15 protein-coding genes and 1 tRNA gene are annotated in these 20973 nt (G+C 45.7%); 9 read left to right on the forward strand and 7 right to left on the reverse strand.

The window, feature by feature from the left end; all coding sequences use genetic code 11:
* Positions 1-33: 33 nt before the first annotated feature.
* From JUB15_RS02110 to JUB15_RS02130, 5 genes are all read right to left on the reverse strand, one after another.
* Positions 34-663 (reverse strand): alpha/beta hydrolase, encoded by a 630-nt coding sequence (locus JUB15_RS02110; RefSeq protein WP_207510664.1) that lies wholly within the window; start codon positions 661-663, stop codon positions 34-36.
* Positions 664-667: 4 nt separating this feature from the next.
* A complete protein-coding gene (locus JUB15_RS02115; protein WP_207510665.1) occupies positions 668-1606 on the reverse strand; it encodes a ring-cleaving dioxygenase in 939 nt (312 codons plus the stop codon).
* A gap of 104 nt (positions 1607-1710) precedes the next feature.
* Positions 1711-2247, reverse strand: a complete 537-nt coding sequence (locus JUB15_RS02120; protein WP_207510666.1) for a YceI family protein — start codon at positions 2245-2247, stop codon at positions 1711-1713.
* A 319-nt stretch (positions 2248-2566) separates the two neighbouring features.
* A complete protein-coding gene (locus JUB15_RS02125) occupies positions 2567-3109 on the reverse strand; it encodes a YceI family protein (protein WP_207510667.1) in 543 nt (180 codons plus the stop codon).
* A gap of 127 nt (positions 3110-3236) precedes the next feature.
* Positions 3237-4109, reverse strand: a complete 873-nt coding sequence (locus JUB15_RS02130) for an AraC family transcriptional regulator (protein ID WP_207510668.1) — start codon at positions 4107-4109, stop codon at positions 3237-3239.
* A 194-nt stretch (positions 4110-4303) separates the two neighbouring features.
* On the opposite strand from JUB15_RS02130, the gene JUB15_RS02135 reads away from it, so the two are divergent.
* Positions 4304-4870: a dihydrofolate reductase family protein gene (locus JUB15_RS02135; protein ID WP_207510669.1), complete on the forward strand. Its 567-nt coding sequence runs from the start codon at positions 4304-4306 to the stop codon at positions 4868-4870.
* 143 nt (positions 4871-5013) lie between these two features.
* Here JUB15_RS02135 and JUB15_RS02140 read toward each other — a convergent pair whose 3' ends face one another.
* On the reverse strand, positions 5014-6243 hold the full coding sequence (locus JUB15_RS02140; protein ID WP_207510670.1) for an exo-beta-N-acetylmuramidase NamZ family protein: 1230 nt from the start codon (positions 6241-6243) through the stop codon (positions 5014-5016).
* Between the two features lie 234 nt (positions 6244-6477).
* On the opposite strand from JUB15_RS02140, the gene JUB15_RS02145 reads away from it, so the two are divergent.
* From JUB15_RS02145 to JUB15_RS02180, 8 genes are all read left to right on the forward strand, one after another.
* On the forward strand, positions 6478-6996 hold the full coding sequence (locus tag JUB15_RS02145) for a DUF488 domain-containing protein (RefSeq protein WP_207510671.1): 519 nt from the start codon (positions 6478-6480) through the stop codon (positions 6994-6996).
* Positions 6997-7010: 14 nt separating this feature from the next.
* On the forward strand, positions 7011-7358 hold the full coding sequence (locus tag JUB15_RS02150) for a hypothetical protein (protein ID WP_207510672.1): 348 nt from the start codon (positions 7011-7013) through the stop codon (positions 7356-7358).
* Positions 7359-7967: 609 nt separating this feature from the next.
* Complete coding sequence (locus JUB15_RS02155; RefSeq protein ID WP_207510673.1) at positions 7968-10907, forward strand: M16 family metallopeptidase; 2940 nt, start codon at positions 7968-7970, stop codon at positions 10905-10907.
* 241 nt (positions 10908-11148) lie between these two features.
* Positions 11149-13161 carry an alpha-L-arabinofuranosidase family protein gene (locus JUB15_RS02160; protein WP_207510674.1) on the forward strand — a complete coding sequence of 671 codons (2013 nt, stop codon included), beginning with the start codon at positions 11149-11151 and terminating at the stop codon, positions 13159-13161.
* Between the two features lie 170 nt (positions 13162-13331).
* Positions 13332-14162: an MBL fold metallo-hydrolase gene (locus JUB15_RS02165; RefSeq protein WP_207510675.1), complete on the forward strand. Its 831-nt coding sequence runs from the start codon at positions 13332-13334 to the stop codon at positions 14160-14162.
* 131 nt (positions 14163-14293) lie between these two features.
* Positions 14294-14366, forward strand: a tRNA-Lys gene (locus tag JUB15_RS02170).
* Positions 14367-15636: 1270 nt separating this feature from the next.
* Positions 15637-18024: a PKD domain-containing protein gene (locus JUB15_RS02175; RefSeq protein WP_207510676.1), complete on the forward strand. Its 2388-nt coding sequence runs from the start codon at positions 15637-15639 to the stop codon at positions 18022-18024.
* Positions 18025-18176: 152 nt separating this feature from the next.
* The gene (locus JUB15_RS02180) at positions 18177-20483 is read left to right on the forward strand and encodes a family 20 glycosylhydrolase (RefSeq protein ID WP_207510677.1); all 2307 of its coding nucleotides are present in this window, start codon (positions 18177-18179) and stop codon (positions 20481-20483) included.
* A 76-nt stretch (positions 20484-20559) separates the two neighbouring features.
* Here JUB15_RS02180 and JUB15_RS02185 read toward each other — a convergent pair whose 3' ends face one another.
* On the reverse strand, positions 20560-20883 hold the full coding sequence (locus JUB15_RS02185; RefSeq protein ID WP_207510678.1) for a peptidase associated/transthyretin-like domain-containing protein: 324 nt from the start codon (positions 20881-20883) through the stop codon (positions 20560-20562).
* Positions 20884-20973: the final 90 nt, after the last annotated feature.

Below are 20973 nucleotides of genomic sequence, written 5' to 3' on the forward strand. Positions count from 1 at the left end.
AGTACTTAAAACTTAAAACTTATAACTTAAAACTTATAACTTAGAATTATGGAAGATCAATTCGCGCACCTGGTCAATCTCGTCCTGGCTAATGGTATGCCCCATGTTCTTATAGATCTTCTTGGTTACCTGTGCATGCATTCCTGCCAGTATTTCTGCTGACGCATGAACCCTTTCTACCGGTACGTGCGGATCGGGATCGCTGGTGCCAATGAAGACGGGGGTTCCGGCAAAATCACCGGTATAATTTTGATCATATATTTTATCGCCGATCAGTCCGCCGGTAAAAGCAACCGCACCACCGTAACGGTTTGCATGGCGGGTGATAAATTCCAGCGTTAAACAGGCGCCCTGTGAGAAGCCGAGAAAATAGATCTCTTCTTTTTTAATGCCGGTGGCTTCTACATCGGCTACTACTTCTTTCAGCAGGGCCAGGGCACTGGATAACCACGGCTCGTTGTCTTTCGGAGCTGCCAGAAAAGAATACGGGTACCAGGTATTATTAGTGGCCTGCGGCGCAAACAGGGCAAAGTCTTTCACCGGCAAATAATCTGCAAGCCCCAGAATGTCTTCTGCACTGCCGCCTCGTCCGTGGATCATAATTAACGCTTTTGTCGCTTCGCCTGTTTGCTTGCCGGCCCGTATAACTTGTTTTGTATGCATGATATTATTGTATCAGTTTGGGTAATACTTTTTCTATCGTAGCACGTTCCGGTTCATATTGTACCGGCAGTTTTAAATTGGTACCGAGTTCATTTACCGGTTCATCTATGGCAAAACCGGGATTATCGGTCGCCAGTTCAAACAACACTCCGCCCGGTTCGCGGAAATACAATGAGTAAAAATAGTTCCGGTCTATTTTCGGGGTAATATTGAAGCCTTTGCTTTCAATGATCTCCCGGAAATGCATGAGCTGCTCGTCATTCTTTACCCGGAAGGCTACGTGGTGATTGGTGCCGCCGGCTACCAGTCCGTGCGTTACTTCAGGTTCTTCTACCAGGTCAACGATAGCGGCGTTTTCAACGGCATCGGTTACAAAGCGGTAACGGTTACCTTCCTGCTGCAATAATGTATAACCGAAGATATCGGTAAGAATGCTGGCAGTAGGTTTAATATTCCGTAAGGCCAGAACGACGTTGTGAAATCCTTTGATGGCCACATCCTTGTTGATGTCGCTGGTTACCCAGGGCGTGCGGTTGTCTGGTTTCGAAGGAACTACCAGCTGTAAACGTAATCCATCCGGGTCTTCCAATCGAAGGATCTGTTCGCCGAACTGTTCGTCTATTTGTCCAAACCGTACCTGGTGTTTCTCAAAATGGTTACTCCAGAAATCGAGACTGCCTGCAGGTACTGCATAACCGATATCGGTAGCCATGCCGGTTCCTACACGTCCAGGTTTTACATGGGTCCAGGGAAAGAAAGTAAGAATAGTGCCGGGCGTACCGGTTTCATTTCCAAAATAAAAGTGGTAGGTACCCGGATCATCGAAGTTCACGGTTTTCTTTACCAATCTCAATCCGAGCACTTTGGTATAAAAGTCATAATTGCGCTGGGCTTCACCGGCTATGGCCGTAATGTGATGGATGCCCAAAATTTTATCTTCCATAATTGTAAATTCTAATATGAAGCTACGATAAGGTTTTGGCTTTTTTCGCCGGCCATGGTATTATACCATGACCGGCTGCCCGACGTGGGAACTGTGCGATTTCCTTAAGCGGCTTGCTTTACCAGCTGGATTTCTGCAGTGAATTTGATGTCATCGCCTACTACTACATTTCCGGCTTCTGTCACGGCGTTCCAGGTCAAGCCGAATTCTTTTCTGCTTACTTTACCGGTTACGGTAAAACCTGCCTTTGTTTGTCCGTATGGATCAACTACCACACCGCCGACTTCTACATTCAATACTACGGGCTTGGTAACACCTTTAATGGTCAGTTCACCATGTAATTTGCCTTCATCACCATTTACGTCCAGCTTGTTGCCTTTGAAAACGATCTGGTTGTGATTTGCCGCGCCGAAGAAATCGTCGCTTTTCAGGTGGCCGTCCCTTTGCTCATTATTGGTATCGATTGATGCTACATCGATGGTTGCCTCTACATGACCGGGCTGGCTGAAATCATCACCTGCGGTTTCTGCAACTACATTAAAGTTTCTGAACTGTCCGGTTACGGTACTGATCATCAGGTGTTTTACTTTGAAAGTTATTTCACTGTGCATTGGATCGAGTGTCCATTTAACTTGTGCCATTGTTTTACTATTTTTTGTTTTGTTATTAATTATTGACATCACAAATTTCGCCCGGAAACAGGAGCTGGAGAATAGTGATATGATGGAATCTGTTGTACATTTTATGGGAAGAAAGCCAAACGCTTAACGCCGAACGCGGAACGCTTAACGCCGAACCTGCCTGCCGGCAGGCAGGTGCTTAATGCGGAACGCAAAAGGGTAGGAGAGCGTACAAAATAAAGAAAGGTCAGCAGAACATTTCTACTGACCTTAACCTAAATATGTTAACTGTTTATTTTCAGCCTTGAGCCTTGAGCCTTCAGCCTTTAGCCTTGAGCCCTTAAGATAGTTTTAACAATTGCAGATCGCAATGCACCCTCACTTCATCGCTGAGCAACAGTCCGTTTTTGTCGAACAGCTGGTTCCAGGTGATGTTAAAGTCTTTCCGGTTGAGGACGGTATCCATCTCAAACCCGGCTTTCGTATTACCCATAGGATCGGCGCACATCCCTAAAAAGGTAGCGGTAAAGCTGAATGGATGTTCAATGCCTTTTACGGTCAATATTCCATTGATCTGAATGTTCTTTTCCTGCATGGTAACTTCCCTTGAGCGGAAATGTATCATGGGAAAGTTCTTCGAATCAAAGAAATCGGGTGATCGTAAATGGTTGTCGCGCTCATCGTTACCGGTGTTTAACGAATGGGTATATATAGTGAGGTTGATCTCACTGTTGCAAAAACCGTCCTGCCCGCTCACTACGGTCCCTTCAAATTCCCGGAACCAGCCTGATACAGACGAGATCAACAGGTATTTGGCATCGAACCGGATGGTTGAGTGCGTGGGGTCGATGGCCCAGGTTGCATGTTTTACGGTTGTGTTCATACTTGTTCAATTGACAAAATAAATGAAAATCAAATTGCCCTGCAATTGACGTTCAAAGGATGTTGATGTACAAATCATGGAAAAGTTGGTATCGCTTGTTACACCGGATGATCTGTGGCTATCAAGGTTATTCTTTCTGATTTCTCGCCCTGAAATCGGAAAAACTTTCACCTGATGCGTTCTTGAAGAACTTACTGAAATGGGCTGTGTCGTCGAAGCCGAGCTGGTAAGCGATCTCCTTCATAGTGACCCGTGAATATACGGCCTGGCGTTTGGCTTCGAGGATAATGCGTTGCTGAATGTGATGACTGGCAGGGGAACCGGTTATTTTTTTTACGACTTCATTCAGGTGATTGGGTGTAACGGCCAGCTCTTCGGCATAATCCGTGACCATTTTTTTGCTGGTGAAATTTTTTTCTACCAGGGCAAAGAATTGTTTTACCAGGTCGATGCTTTTTGACTGGGCTTCCGTTTCTCTTGGCCTGTCGTACTGGCGGGTAAGGTAAATGAGGAAAATCTTCAGGAAACCGCGCAGGATCTCGGCCCGCAGGATAAAGAAGTTATTGAACTCTTTCTGCATTTTAACCACGGCATCCTGCATTTCAATGCTCATTTCTTCGTTTACCTTAATAACCGGCGAATTGGAAAAAGTGTAAAAGAGGCCGGTATTGAACAACAGATCGTAATTTTCTTCGGCGCCACCCAGGAACTCGGCCATAAATGAGATCACATAACCTTCCGCGGGTCCTGTGGTATTTAGCTGATGTACCTGTCCGGGCGTAATGCAATACACCGTATTATCTTCCAGTTCGTATTCTTCCAGGTCGATCAGGTGTTTACCTAAACCTTTTTTCACCCAGATGATCACAAAATAGTTATGGCGATGCGGAACGGCGTTCTGGTGAAACCTGTTTTGAGCGATCCATTCCATGGTATGTATCTCGAAAGGTACATTCACCACAGATCTGCTGAGCTCCAGTAATGGATTAGTGACGGACATGATATTGCTTAAGGGACTTCAATAATAAATCTTTTTGGCGGTAAAAAGCCATCTTTCCGCAAAATAGCAAAAGATGCCGATACCTGATTGACGGGATCACCCCTTGAGATTGTCGCATTTCACCCTTATGAAATTCAAGCCGCCATAGTAGGTTTGTGTCATCAATTATTTATCTTAAACTTCAATTTAATAGTATGCGCCGACTCGTATCATTTATGCATGTTTCCCTGGATGGTTTTGTGGCTGGACCCAACGGAGAAATGGATTGGATAAAGGTAGACGATGAAATTTTCGATTATGCCGGTGACCGCACCAGTGCGAGTGATATGGCTTTATACGGCCGGGTTACATATGAATTGATGGAATCTTACTGGCCAACAGCAGCCGATAAACCCAATGCTTCCAAACATGATCTTGAACATTCCGCCTGGTATAAGCAAGTAGACAAAGTGATCCTGTCGAAATCGATGAAAGGCCAGCAACTGGCTAATACCATGATCATTAGTGACGAAGTGGAGCATCGCGTGAAAGCGCTGAAACAGCAGGGCGAAAAAGAGATCATCATTTTTGGCAGTCCCCGTGCTACGCATTCCCTCATGTATTACGGACTGATAGACGAATTCTGGTTGTTTGTAAATCCGGTTCTCGTTGGCAAAGGCATTCCTTTGTTTAAAGATATTCAGCAATTGACCCGGTTGAAGCTGGTTACCAATAAAGCGTTTAGCTCAGGGGTTGTTTGTTTGCACTACCAGAAGATCTAATGCAATTTCTGATTTCTGATTTCTGATTTCGAGATTTAAGATTTCGAGATTTTGAGATTTCAAGATTCAGAGATTTTGAAATTTATCGGGAAGTAGAACATAAGCAAATCAAAAAATCAGCAATCTCCAAATCAGCAATCATTTTATGGGTACAACAGGTATTTTTTGCGCATCTTTTTATATTGGGAAAGGCCTGGTTCCCAGGAATCCTGGATCTGTTTTACCGTTTTGCCCTGCATGATCTGTTTTTTGAATTCCGGCGTTCCGGCCAGGAAGTCGATATTGCCGATCTGTTTGCTGATGGTGCGGTCGAAAAAGCGCTGTTTGTCGGGGTGTGCTTTATACAATTCAATCATCCATTCGATATTGATCCTTTTGCTTTTACGAAGTTTCGATACATCGTAATTGCGCAGGTCGAGCCCGTAACAAACCTCGTTCATGAACAGCGGCGATTCGGCCATGCCGGGGATGCTTACGGGCGTAAAGGAGAAGCTGTATTTGCCCTTTAATGCGGGGCCGCCCAGTACGGTGAATGGGAACTGGGTGCCACGGCCATGGTTCAGGGCTACGCCTTCAAACAGGCAGGTAGAGGGATACAGCATGATGCTTTGCTGTGTATTTAAATTGGGCGAAGGTTTTACGGGCAGCACATATTCCATATCATGATTGTAATGCTGAACCGGAATGACGGTGATCTTACATGTCATTTTATTGGGCAGCCAGCCTTCGCCATTGATCATTTTTGCAAATTCACCAATGGTCATACCGTGTGCAATGGGAATGGGAAATTGTCCGATGCCCGATTTGTAATTCATATCGAGGATAGGACCATCCACGAGGTAGCCATTCGGATTGGGGCGGTCGAGGATCAGCAGTTCTTTATTATGTTCAGCGCAGGCTTCCATCATATCGCGCAGGATATTGATATAGGTATAGAAACGGCAGCCTACATCCTGAATATCGTAGATCATAATATCTACATCGGCCAGGTCTTCAGCAGTAGGTTTTCTTTTTTTTCCATATAAAGAAATAATGGGAATGCCGGTAGCAGGGTCGGTTTCATCGGTTACTTTTACGCCTGCACTGGCCTTGCCTCTGAAGCCATGTTCAGGGCCAAACGCTTTTACAAATTTGATCCCCCGGTTCATCAGGCTATCCACCAGGTGTTTGTTGCCGATAATGCTGGTAGGGTTGGCCAGAATGCCTACTCTTTTATTAGTAAGCAGGTGGATATATTTTTCAGTTTGATCGGCGCCAGGGATAATCGGGTTAGCCGTCAGCGGTCCGTGTTGAGAGGGCGGTTCCTTCAACGATCCGACTTCCGACTTCAGGATTACAGCAAAAAACAATACCAGCAGGCTATAGATCTTCATAACTGAAAATTAGGTGAATGAAAGCTTAAGTGATTCTGTAGGCGCTAAGATAGTTGCTTCATCCATTCCTGGTGTTCATCCCGGTTATTTTTTTACATTTTAATAAATAACTTCCTGTTTATGCGAAAGGCGGCGGCAATCGCTTTTACGAGCGGATGAATGAAAGCAGAAAGACGCACGGGAACGGCCCCGGATCCTGCAGAACGGGCACATTTTTTATAGTTCTTAAGAAAGATGGAAAAAAAGCCATTATATACGATTGGCCATGGCAGACGGGGTTCGGCAGATTTTCTTGCCTTGCTGAAAAAATATGGCATTAATTACCTCGTGGATGTTCGTTCGTTCCCATTTTCACGGTTCAACCCGCAATACAACCAAAATGCCCTGAAACGCTTTTTAGAAGAACACGCGGTAACGTATGTATTTATGGGCGATGAGTTGGGCGGCCGGCCAAAAGATGCGAGTTGTTACAGCCATGGAAAAATTGACTATGAGAAGGTGAAGACAAAAGACTTTTTTAAAAAAGGAATTGACCGGTTAAAAACAGCTTATAGTAAAGATCTTGATCTGGCAATTATGTGCAGTGAAAGTAAACCGGAGGAATGCCACCGGGCGAGGCTCATCGGCCGCGCTTTGGCACTTGATCGAATTATCGTACATCACATTGATGAAACCGGCAATATTAAAGACCAGGTTACGGTGATGAGCGAATTGCACAAGGGTTTTCCGCCGGAGGATCTATTTTGTAGTTAGTAAAATGAAAAATCATGAAGCCTTCTGTATGGTTAAAACGAATCCTTCTGTTTCAGGGCATCTATTATATCATCACCGGCATATGGCCCATTCTTCATATTCCCTCATTTATAGCCGTTACCGGCGATAAAACGGATATCTGGCTGGTAAAGATGGTCGGCGCCCTGGCCGCTACCATTGGCATTTATTTGATCTATAGCATCCGGAATTACCCGGCCCGCTTACTGGCCATATTGTCGGCTATTAGTTTTGGAACAGTAGATGTGTATTATGTGTACCAGGATGTTATCCTGCCCATTTATTTAAGTGATGCGGTTGTAGAAGCTATCCTGCTTATACTGCTGTTGATCATAAAAAAATGACCACGATCAAAAAGTAGCAGTAATGTTGTTCTTCCACTTATTTGCCGTAGTATTACGTTTTGTTTTCAGGTATTGATACCGCTATGTGGTTCAATGAATGTATGAACCTTTGTAGCATCCACACTGTAATCCTCCCAGGTAGGACCCGGCACTGATGGCATTACGTTTAATGTCACCGCTACCACACCTGCGAACTGGCGCCCACCCGTTCAATGCGCCTATAGTTTTATTGTACAGGCCTGGGCACGCACCACCAATGGTTATGGCTATATCGGTCATTCCACTTATCATCGCAATTTGACTTTGCTGGTATAATCAGGAACAATCACAAATGAAGGGCTCCGGCAGTAGCGCCGGGGTCTTTTTTGTTACCTGTTATCCACCTTTCAGCGTATCGTTTATTGGGCTGCACCGTTCGTCTGTGATATTTACCAGTTATACAGATTCGTTTAAAAAAGTTTTCCCCGCAAGGGATACTTTAGGCGCTCTGATGCGTCTTTATAAGATGTATTTAATATTATTGTTCATTCTGCTGACAATTGAGGCCTGTTTTACTACATGATCATGCCCGGTTTCAGTTTAATCCAGGAAATAAATCAACGTATTATTATGCAATTCAACAAGGTTTTTGCACTATTACTGCTCCTTTCGGCAGCCTGCGAAAGTATTGCCCAGAACAAGTACCAGTGGAAACAGGCGTCTGCTGGTGGTTACACGTATAAATATGTCACCAACGATCCCATTCAGACCAGGTTCTATACCCTGAAAAATGGAATGAGTGTGATTTTGACCGTTAATCACAAAGAGCCGCGGATTGTGTATCGCATGGCGGTACGGGCGGGCAGCAACAACGATCCTAAAGATCATACCGGGTTGGCCCATTACCTGGAGCACATGCTGTTCAAAGGCACGAATAAATATGGTACGCTGGACTGGACGAAAGAAAAACCTTATCTGGATCAGATCGATGCCTTATATGAAAAGTATGGCGCTACCAAAGATGCCGCTGGCCGTAAGGCGATCTATAGACAGATCGACAGCGTTTCGGGTATCGCCTCCCGCTTTGCCATTGCCAATGAGTACGACAAAATGATGACTAATATCGGCGCTCAAAAGACCAATGCGCATACCTGGGTAGAAGAAACTGTGTATGAAGAAGACATTCCTTCCAATGCTGTTGATAAATTCCTTACAATACAGGCAGAACGCTTCCGCCACCCGGTTTTACGCCTCTTCCATACCGAGCTGGAAGCGGTGTATGAAGAAAAGAACCGCTCGCTCGATAATGACGCTGCCAAAGTGCAGGAAGCCATGATGGCCGGTTTGTTCCCAACACATAACTATGGACAGCAAACGACCATTGGCACAGTGGAACATTTGAAGAACCCTTCTTTGATCGCTATCAGGAATTATTACAACAAATATTACGTGCCCAATAACATGGGCATTATCCTGTCGGGTGATTTTGATCCGGATGCAATGATCAAAAAAGTAGACCAGGCATTTTCTTACATGCAAAGCAAACCCGTGCAGGAATATAAATGTGCGCCCGAGAAACCCATTACTGCCCCGGTCGTAAAAGAGATCTTTGGGCCGTCTGCGGAGAACATGCGCATTTGCTTTCGTACACCTGCTGCCAGTGCTCATGATGCAATGGTACTGGATCTGGCATCTTCCATTTTGTCAAATGGAAAAGCCGGTTTGTTCGATCTGAATCTGAACAAACAGCAAAAAGCGCAAATGACCCAGGCCGGTCTACAACAATATAAAGATTATGGCATATTCATAATGTTTGGCACGCCTAAACAAGGCCAGCAACTGGAAGAGGTGAAAGACCTGTTGATGGCACAGCTGGCTTTATTAAAGAAAGGGGAGTTTGATGAAAGCATGATCAAAGCAATTGTGGCCAATACCAAATTAGCCCTGTTACAACGGCTCGATAACAGTACCCACTGCGCACAGCAATTGATGGACGCTTTTATCAAGAACCGTTGCACATTATGGGATAAAGATGTAAGCTACCTGGATGATATGGCGAAAGTTACCAAAGCGGAATTAGTGGCTACGGTAAACAAATACCTGAACGATAAGAACTATGTGCTCATCTATAAAAGAAAAGGGGAGGACAAGAACAACGTAAAAGTGGAAAAGCCAACGATCACCCCTATCGAGACCAATGCCGGCAAGTCTTCTGATTTTTTAAAGAAAATGGAAGCCATCGCCGTATCGGATATTCAACCCCTGTGGCTCGATTACGATAAAGACATCACCCTTACCAAAAGCGGAATTGCCGACGTATTGTACGTGCAGAATAAAAGCAATGAGCTGTTCACCCTGAATTATCAGTTCGACATGGGCTCCTGGAACAATAAACTGCTGCCCCTGGCAGCCCAGTACCTGCAGTTCTTAAGCACAGATAAATATTCTGCAGAGCAGATCAGCAAATCGTTTTACAATATTGCCTGTAACTTCAACATCACTACTACCAGTGAAATGACCACCGTAACGATTAACGGCCTGCAGGAGAATTTTCATAAAGCGGTAAGTTTATTCGAAGATATTCTGACCTCCTGCAAACCCGATGAAACTGCGTTAACGGCATTGAAATCGCGCCTGAAAAAGGCTCGCGCCAATGCCAAGGCCGACAAGCAAAGCATTATGCAGGGACTGGTTTCCTATGCACGGTATGGTGCGAAAAATCCGTTCAACACCGGGCTTACAGACGCCGAGATCGATCAGTTAAAAGCCTCCGACCTGGTGAATGTATTACACAGCCTGATGCAGTACAAACACCGCATTATGTATTATGGTCCGCAAACAGATGCTGATTTCAAGACGGCTATTGCGATGTTGCACCCGCTGCCTGCATCGTTTACTGCTTATCCTGAAAGAGTGCATTTTGCTCCGGCGGTTCAATCAACCAATCAGTTGTTGTTCACTAATTACGACATGGTGCAAAGTGAAATTGCCTGGGTGAGAAATGACATAGCCTATGATGCCAACAAAGAGGCGGTGGTGAATGTGTTCAATAATTATTTTGGTGGAGGCATGGGCTCGGTGGTCTTTCAAACGATCAGGGAATCGAAAGCGCTGGCCTATTCAACCTACGCTTTTTATAATACCCCTGCCCGTAAAGAATATCCATTCTATATGGTAGCGTACGTAGGGTGCCAGGCTGATAAAATGAATGAAGCTATAAAGGGCATGAATGAATTATTGACGGAGCTGCCGGTTTCTGAACAACGTTTTGAACTGGCCAGAACAGGATTTAAAAAAGACCTGGAAACCCAACGGATCACGAAGGAGGGCATTATTGCTTCCTACCTGTTGGCCCAGCAAAAAGGCTGGAAAGGCGATTTCCGGAAAGAAGAATATGCTTCCCTGTCTTCACTTACCATCCAGGATGTTCAGAAAATGCATAAAGAGCAGATCAGCGGTAAACCATATACCTATTGTGTTGTGGCTTCCGACAAAAAGATAAAACTGGAAGATCTTAAGACGATCGGTGAAGTAAAGACATTGAGTTTGGAAGAGCTGTTTGGTTATTAGGTTAACGAGTGATCAATTTATTGCCTGGCAGGCTGAAGCGACGCAAGGAGCTTTAACCTGCCAGTTTTTTTATGGTGAATGGTCAATCGGAAATTTCTATTCCGCTGGCAGCGATACCGGCGGGTCTAATGGCAGTAGTGAATGTTGATCTTTGAGCCCTAACCTGTAACTGGTTACCTGGTAACCGGAAACTTCGTACATTTAGTGTCAATTATACGATTATAGCCAACAATTGCTGTGTATGAAAAAACTTGCCTGCTTTTTTGTATATGTTTTTGTTTGTATGGGAATGGGTGCTCAAGCCCAAACAGCCCACAAACTGAAACCAAAGCTGCCCGCCGGCAGTAAAGCTATTAGCCCGCATCTGTTTGGAATTTTCTTTGAGGACATCAATTACGCCGCAGATGGCGGTCTGTACGCTGAGTTGATCCAGAACCGTTCCTTTGAATACACGGCCAGTGATAACCGTGAATGGCATCCGTTAACAGCCTGGCGGTTTACCACAGAGGGCTTTGGCTATGGAACTATTACGATCGAGACCAATTCCCCGCTACATGCCAATAACCCGCATTATGCTGTGCTCAATGTAGAGGACGAGGGCAGGGAAGGCGTTGGCCTCACCAATACCGGTTTCGATGGCATTGCAGTAAAAGGCGGCGAGCAGTACGATTTCTCCGTTTTTATTAAACAGCTGACCGATAATTCATTTCCTGTTACCGTTTATCTCAAAAGCAGGAAGGGAAAATTGTCAAATGAAGCTACATTCAACACCCAGGGAAAAGACTGGAAAAAGTATACAGCTGCTTTAACAGCTACTGAAACAAACGACAGCGCCATGCTCGTGATCGTGGCAAAGACAAAAGGAAAGCTGGCGTTGGATATGATCTCCCTTTTTCCGAAAAAGACATTCAGGAACAGGCCGAATGGCCTGAGAGCCGATCTGGCGCAAACCATTGCCGACCTTCAACCAAAATTCATGCGGTTTCCCGGGGGCTGCCTGGTGCACGGGGATGGATTAGGCAATATTTACCAATGGAAAAATACGATCGGGCCCGTTGAACAACGTATAACCCAGCGAAATATCTGGAACTATCACCAGTCGGTAGGGCTAGGTTATTTTGAGTATTTCCAGTTTTGTGAAGACATTGGCGCTAAACCATTACCGGTAGTAGCAGCCGGCGTAAGTTGCCAGAACTCGGGTGGCACCTGGCGCATTGGCGGCACGGGTCAAAAAGGATTTACGCCGGATGAAATGAAAGCGTATATCCAGGATATACTCGACCTGATAGAGTACGCTAATGGAGCGCCTACAACAACGTGGGGGGCCAAACGCGCAGCAGCCGGCCACCCAGAGCCATTTAAATTGGAATATATCGGCATCGGGAATGAAGATAAGATCACCCCGGTTTTCAAAGAACGGTTTAAAATGATCTATGATGTGGTGCGCGCTCAACATCCGGAGATCACGATCATTGGTACTACCGGTCCCTTTCACTCGGGCGAAGACTATGACCTGGGCTGGCAGTTCGCCAATGAGATAAAAGTAGACATGGTTGACGAACACTATTATGAAAAACCCGAATGGTTTATCAATAACCTGAAACGGTATGATACGTATGCCCGCTCTGCCTCAAAAGTATACGTTGGCGAATATGCGGCGCACGATGCCGGGCGGAAGAACACGCTTCGTTCTGCATTGGCAGAAGCTCTTTATATGACTTCGCTCGAACGTAATGGGGATGTGGTATCATTTGCTTCTTATGCGCCCCTGCTCGGACGCCGGGGACATACCCAATGGAATCCCAACCTCATTTATTTCACCGGAACACAAATTTGTCCTACTATCAATTATTATGTGCAAAAGCTATTTGCCAATAATGATGGCGATATATACTATTCCAATATCGTTACTGCCCATGTTCCGGATACCGCTAAAACTTTTGCAGCCTCCTGTGTGAAAGACAGCAAAACCGGCGATATCATCCTCAGGATAGTGAACAGGGATTCAGTGCCTGTTCCGGCAAAGATCAACCTGGGTAGTCTGGGTGGCCTGCAGTCAACAGCAGTAGTCACTACATTGAGTGGTGATCCAATGGCAGAGAACCGTTGTGGCGATGCGCAAAATATAATACCGCAAACATCAAATATTAGTATCGGCAAGTCGTTTTCATATCAGGCGCCTGCAAATTCATTATCTGTTATCAGGATTCAATCGAGGGCGAAAGTCAAAAAACAGCATGTGGAGAAAAAATAAGCGTTTAGAGAACAATAAATAAGTGCCGGCTTTACAACATTGATATAAGTTACAACATTAGTCCCGGCATGCCGGGACTCTTTTTTTAGTTATTGGTGTAATTATTAAATTTGCTTTCCGTAACAACCAGGGCTTTAATGCCTACCCTTTAAAAGCAATTAATCAGTACTATGAAAAAGATTTCCGTTATGCTCTTAGGCCTGTTCATCTCCTGCCTGGCCATTTCGCAAACCACTACCCCATACGAAGTGTATGCTATCAAATACGGCTCTCTGGTGCATGACTCACTCGCTGTAAGAAAGGAAAATGACAGTGTGAGCATAGACTTTATGGTGTGGCTCATCAAAGGAAATGGCAAAAGCATTTTAATGGACGCCGGTTATCTGTACAGTTTTGTATCTGCCCGGGATTTTGATATGATCGATGATTTCCGGCCCGATTCTACCCTGCAAAAGCTTTCGATCCGTAATGAAGATATCACCGATATCATTTTAAGCTATCAGCACCTCGACCATGTGAACAATATCGATGAGTTTCCCAATGCCCAGGTATGGGTGCAGAAAGACGACTACAATTTTTTCACCACTACTGCCTGGCAGAAAGGCGGTGTGAACAGCGAGTTCAACCGCAAGGAAGTGCGTAAGCTGATAGAAGTACATACAAATGGCCGCGTTACGCTGGTAGAAGGTTATAATAAGGAAATAATTCCGGGTCTAAAAATGTTTCCCGGTTCAAGACAACCGGTGCTGCCGCAATGTGCACTGGTGAAAACCGATCTGGGTAATATGGCCCTGGCATCGGATAATGTCTGGATCTATTACAATTCAAGTTTTGTAACGCCGGCGCCCACTTTCGGCAATTTCGATGCCAATGGGTATATAAAATCCATGCAACGCATGCAGATGCTGGTGGCTGATGAAAAGTTCATCATGCCTGGTTATGACTCTGCCTCTTTCTCCAAATTCCCGGTGATTACCGAGGGCGTTATCAGGGTGAGATAGTAAACGCCAGCCCATTTGCCTTGCTAATCAGCGCCTTAAAACAAGATTTTGTTCATTTTCGGCCAGTGGGTGTTGGCCGGAATGAATTAACCCCTTATTTTTGCAATCTTTTCCAACCAGTCAGGTTGAATGTCTCCGTAGCTCAGTTGGTAGAGCAATTGACTCTTAATCAATGGGTCCAGAGTTCGAGTCTCTGCGGGGACACGCTAAAAAGCCTCCAGGTAATGCCTGGAGGTTTTTTATTTGGCGTAGCTCAGTTTGTAGAGCATCCCGACTTTTAGTCGGGAGGGCCCAGCCTTCGAGTTGCTGCGGGGACACGCTAAGAAGCCTCCAGGTAATGCCTGGAGGCTTCTTATTTGGCGTAGCTCAGTTTGTAGAGCATCCCGACTTTTAGTCGGGAGGGTCCAGCCTTCGAGTTGCTGCGGGGACACGCTAAGAAGCCTCCAGGTAATGCCTGGAGGCTTCTTATTTGGCGTAGCTCAGTTTGTAGAGCATCCCGACTTTTAGTCGGGAGGGCCCAGCCTTCGAGTTGCTGCGGGGACACGCTAAGAAGCCTCCAGGTAATCCCCGGAGGTTTTTTATTTGGCGTAGCTTCCCATCCTTTTTCATTCTCGCTTAACACTGCTGACCAATTAGCAAACTGCTTTATACCAGGAACATTTTGCCAGTCACTTTGCTAGTATCTACCTTGCATATGCGAACTGCAAAAACTTTTGCATGCCAAGCGGTCACATTCGGCTAAAACAAGTTGCTAATTTCTGGCTTCTATAGCAACCTTCTATTTTTTTGACATCTGTCAAAAAAAGAACAAAAAGGTATTATTTTTTTTAACAATACGTTGTTCTGAACATTTTCTAATCTACCTTCGATAACGAATTACATCACTGGTTATACTGCAGGTTAATTGCCAACCTGCCTAATTCGCCCCCTCGTTAATCCTTTTTGTTTACTTCATATTGTATCCAGCAAACCAATCTTCGTCTATCCGTATCACATTCAAAAGGGTTTCTTGTATATAGAGTGCAACGCACTAATTACTCCAATCTCCAACTTCAACTGTTAAGCAGTATTGATCCTGCCCGCACTTTCATGTCGTCATTTATTGTCAGCAAGCTGATAGCTATTCGTGTGCAATTGCTCACGATACGCTAAACGGGTTCGGCTTGATGTAAAGCTTGAGATCATGACAAATTATAGAAATAACGCGGGTAAATATAAAAATCATTTGGAGGGACGTCTGTATACTGTGACCAATGTTCTATTCGTAACAACGCCTTATTTTTTTAAACCGGTCAATGAGCGTCACTGTAGCCCACTATTGCATACGTTGAAGATCCACGGCGCCAGGGCGCCATGTTCAAAATTATTCGCATAGACCAGATTGTTGTTACCCACGCTTTGCTGTTCCAAAACAGCAACAGGGCAACCCATGCCGCTATTCTAAAGCAATTTTTTTTATCCTCAATTAATTTTTATGAGAATAGTAACCCTACTTAACCAAGGTATTACATATTGCCATCGGGGCCTGACACCCATTATGCTGGCCATCCTGTTTCTTGCACCAGTAAAAATATTTAGTCAATCGGGCAATCTCGATCAAATAAGAAATGGCCCTAAAAACGATCCTTCAAAAAATTTCTACGATGACTTTGATAATCCAACTTACGTAAACGGTAATGCCGGTGCTTCCAATGCACACTATGTAGAAGGCCATTCCATCTCTTACAGAAGTTTGATAACGGGCGCTATCATTAATCAACAGTATGAATATGTAATTGAATATGATACCAAACACAGCGGAAGAATGGCAATCGATTACCTGACCCACTTCCAGCGTTTGTTACCACACCAACAGTTCGGCCATGACGCCGAAGTGATCAATCCACTGATCTTTGAAGACGGCAGCAAAGAGTATATTTTCAATGTTAAGAGCACCAATACTTTTCCAATTCCGGCGCCCAATCAGCCAAATGCCAATACACCGGTGGATGGTATGCCACAAAACAGTTTCAATGCGTTGACTGCAGCAGAGAAACTGTTCACGATCTATAATGGCGTCATCACTAATATCTCGTACGTTTTTCAGGGCAACCTTGAAAATAACGCAACGGAATCAATGACCAGGGTCAGGATCCGCTTCACTGCGCAGGATGACTCTGTATTACTGGCCTGGGGTGGGCATATTGCCAGCCAGATCGATTGGGGATTCTTAAACCCCACCACGCCTCGTTCGGCAGCCGGTATCAGTGGTTCGCCCTACCACATGCGGCAGATCTCAATGAATACCTTCCCGGGAAATGTTAATATTTCCGGTGTAGGTAACCAGGACCGGTCATTATCTGCCAATGCGGTAATTGCACCGCCACCATGCGCTATCAGCCCGGCGCAATTGGCTTGTCCTGAAACCGATTCGCTCCGCTTCTTCTATACAGCAAGCGGTACCAATGTCAGCTTCCTTTGGTCATTACTTAATAACACAGCGAATGCAACTATCGAAGGCAGCAATTCAGGCTCTTCTGTGAAAATAGTTCCAGGTACAGGCGGAGATTTTACAGCGGGTGGTTCGTTCAGCCTGAAGCTGGTAGTAACGGCGAACGGGATCAAGGATTCCTGTACACTCAGTCCTGCAGGTACCATCCAGAATGTACAGGTAACGGCGGCGGCCAATCCAACGACCATCAACCTGGCGACCAGTAACACCTCACAGCTTACTGCAACTGCTGCGCCGGCCCCGAATACTTTGTATACTTTCTCATGGACGCAGAGCCCAACTACAGGCGGTTCGCTGAGTGCTGCCAATATCTCCAATCCGGTGTTCACGGCAACCGCACAGGGTACTTACCGGTTCATCGTTACCGCCACTCAGATCGCAGCACCGAATTGCGTGGCAAAAGACACGGTAGAAGTTACTGTAACAAATCCGCCAGCACCATGCGGTATAAGCGGACCAGACCCAGTTTGTCCGAGGACGACCAATATATACAAGTATGACCCGGATAACAATGGTGTTGCCAATCCGGTTCCGGATAATTTCACTGTAACCTGGAGCTTCTCAGGCAATAGCAACAATGCTACCTTCAACGGGCCGTTAAATGATACAACAGTCTCGGTAACGGCCGGTGCAAATTGTGAAACCAGTTACAGGCTGAAGATCGTGATCAGATCCACTTCAGGCTTGATAGAAGACAGCTGCTTCAAGACCGTAAATGTAGATGTGAATGCAGACCTGGTACAAACCTGTCCGCGCGATACATCGCTGGCATGTGGTGCATCTACCGATCCGGTAACAAGTACCGGAACACCAAACGTGCCGGATAATGGTTGTGGCATTAAGGTGTACTACACCGATGTGATCACCAGGACATGGATCGCAGTGGATGCTTGTGGTAACCGGGATACCTGCACACAGATCATCACCGTAGATTCATGTATAACTACCAACACCATTTCGAATAACAACGCAAGGATGATCACCAATACCAGTCCGGCGCCGGCAACGCAGGGTGTTGTAAGTCCAGGTACCTCAGGCCAGGTAAAAAGCCAGATCAAAAATGCGCCTGCCATTAATCCGAAGACAACTTCATTAAAAACAGCAACTAAAGAGCTGCAGATCCAGGCATTCCCCAATCCTTTCAGTAATACGGTCAACTTTCGCTTCGTTTCGCCAATGAGCGGCCGGGCTGTGCTGGAAGTGTTCAATACCCAGGGGCAACGCGTGGGGATCGCTTTTGATGGGCGTGTAGATGCCGGTACTGTTAAAACTGTACAATTCAGTACGCGTTTGAATAACCAGGCACTTATTTATAAACTTAAGATAGGCGATAAGATAGTAAGAGGCACTGTATTGGAACTGAAGAGGTAAACGTTCCCTTGACTTTTCATTATGAAACCAGGGTTGCTTTGCAAGAAGCAGCCCTGGTTTGTATCTGCCCATTAGTTATTTTCGCGGCTTAAATACTGATCATAAACTTTATTTTTCAGCACTGATTCAGCGGAATATAAAAACCAAAGCGGATGAATTCAACTCATTGTAAGAAACCACTTGCTTCGTTGCTAATGACCGGCGTATGGATGCTGTTAGCCCTACAAACACAGGCGCAATCCAGCGCTCCCATACCCCTGATCCCGTATCCAACATCCCTTACCGCAGCACAAGGAGCGTTTGTAATAACGCCTGCTACTGCTATCAACGCAGCACCCGGCTTTGAGCCGTCGGTAGCAGCACTGCAGCGTTTGGTAAAGCAGGCCTGGGGCAAGCCATTGAAGACAACGACAGCATCCAGCGGTAAACAGATCGTATTACAAAAAGACGCTGCTATAACAACACCCGAAGGCTATCGCATTACTATTACAGAAAAAGAGGTGCAACTGGCAGCCGGCGAACCGGCCGGTATGTTCCGCGCGGTACAAACCATCAGACAATTGTTGCCGCCGACAGTGGAGAAAAAGACGGCACGTGCCCAAACGTGGACGCTTCCCGCGCTTACGATCAGCGACGCGCCCGGTTATGCGTGGCGTGGCATTCACCTCGATGTAGCCCGTCATTTCTTCAGCATTTCTTACCTGGAAAAGCTCATCGACCGAATGGCCCTGTATAAACTTAACAAACTGCATCTTCACCTCACCGATGACCAGGGCTGGCGGGTAGAGATCAAAAAATATCCGGCGCTTACAGCAAAGGGCGCCTGGCGCACCTTCGATAAAAATGATTCTGCCTGCATGCGCGAGCAGAAAGACAATCCTGATATGGCCATTGATCCAAAACATATCGTACAGCGCAATGGTAAAACCATGTATGGCGGGTTTTATACCCAACAGCAGTTGAAAGACCTCGTCCGTTATGCAGCTGACCGCTACATCGACATCATACCCGAGGTAGATATGCCGGGACATATGATGGCTGCCATTCATGCTTTTCCCGACCTTTCCTGTACAGGCGGAAGCCAGTGGGGCGAACTGTTCTCTACTCCCATTTGTCCCTGTAAGGAGAGCACGTTCGAATTTGCGCAGCATGTATTTACCGAGATCATGGACATTTTCCCTTCTGAATACATTCACCTGGGCGCCGATGAGGTAGACCGGAAAAGCTGGGCGGAAAGTGCGCTTTGCAAAGAGCTGATGGAGAAAGAAGGATTGAAGAACACAGCAGAACTGCAAAGTTATTTTGTAAAAAGAATGGAACGGTTCTTTCAGTCGAAGGGCAGAAAACTGATCGGCTGGGACGAGATACTGGAAGGCGGTATTAGTGCAACTGCCTATGTGATGTACTGGCGTAGCTGGGTGCCGGATGCACCGGTTTCGGCTGCCCGTAATGGTAACCGGGTTATTATGAGCCCGGGTAATCCGTTGTATTTCGATTATCCGCCCGATGCTCATTCTCTAGCCAATATTTATAATTGGAAGGTGGTGCCCGAAAAACTCACTGCTGCCGAAGCGAAATATATTATAGGGGCGCAGGCGAACTTATGGACGGAACGCGTGCCTTCAGAAAACCGCGCCGATTACCTGTACTTTCCCCGGATGCTTGCTTTAGCTGAACGGGTATGGAGCCGGCAGCTCGATTTTGCCTCTTTTCAGCAACGCCTGCCGGCACATTATAACCGGTTGGAAGCATTGGGCGTTCATTACCGCCTGCCCGACCTCAGCGGTTTTGCCGGCCAGAATGTTTTTGTTGACCAGGCGATACTGGATATCAAAAAGCCGATACCCAACCTGGTACTGCGGTATACTACAGACGGCAGCCTGCCTGTTCAGCGTTCAACCGTATTGAGTAAACCTTTGGTAATTAAACAACCGGGCACTATTAAAGTGGCTGCTTTTACGCCTGGTGGTTTGCGGGGCGATATTTATGCCCTTGAGTATAAAAAAGAAAATTACCAGCAGCCGGTGGCCACTTTGTTGAGCCGGCCCGGATTGCAATGCAAATACTTTAAAAAATATTTCCTGAACACCGGTGGTATGAAGTCGCTTGAACCCGACAGCCAGTTTGTTACGCAGAATATTGTAGTGCCGGCGACAGTCAATGCACCTTCCTTTGGCTTGCAATACAATGGCTACATCGATATCCCCGAAACCGGCATTTACAGTTTTTACCTGTTATGTGATGATGGGGGTACATTAACCATTGGCGACAAAGAAGTGGTGAACAATGATGGTCAGCACGCGCCCCTGGAAAAAAGCGGACAAATTGCATTGATGAAAGGATTGCATCCATTCGCCCTGCACTTCATCGAAGGCGGTGGTGGCTTCACCCTGCAACTTAGATATAGTAAGGGAAGTGCACCGGCGACCAATATTCCTGATAGCTTTTTTAAACACTAAATAAAAAAAGGCTCTCCCAATTAACAGGAGAGCCTTTTTTTCGGAATGCTAATATCTAAACTAAATCGGAAACTCTTTATTGCTCCAGTTTAATTTCGCCGATATCAGTTGCCTGGCCATCAGTTATAGTAACGCCGTCTTTAGCAGCATTTTTATAAGGTGGTTTGGCTTCAATGATCACCCGGTAGGTGCCTGGTTTTGCATCGGTAATTTCAAAAGCGCCCTTATTGATATCAGCTCTTAATGTGTCAGTAGAAGACAGTGCCCATGCTCTAACAGCAGCATCTGCCGGATTCACTGTTCCCTTAATGGAACCTGTTCTAACAGCATTAAAAGCAAATAATCCTAATCCGGCGGCAGCAAATGCTAACGCTACGATGCTCTTCTTGGCATTTTTCATAACTCAACAAATTATAGGTTTAACAAATAATGATTGCTTACACTTATGCTACAAAGATCAGCCGCGGTAACAAGGGTGGAATTGTAATTT

The organism is Longitalea luteola (genome assembly GCF_017356035.1).
In the GTDB taxonomy this organism is placed as follows: Bacteria; Bacteroidota; Bacteroidia; order Chitinophagales; family Chitinophagaceae; genus Niastella; species Niastella luteola.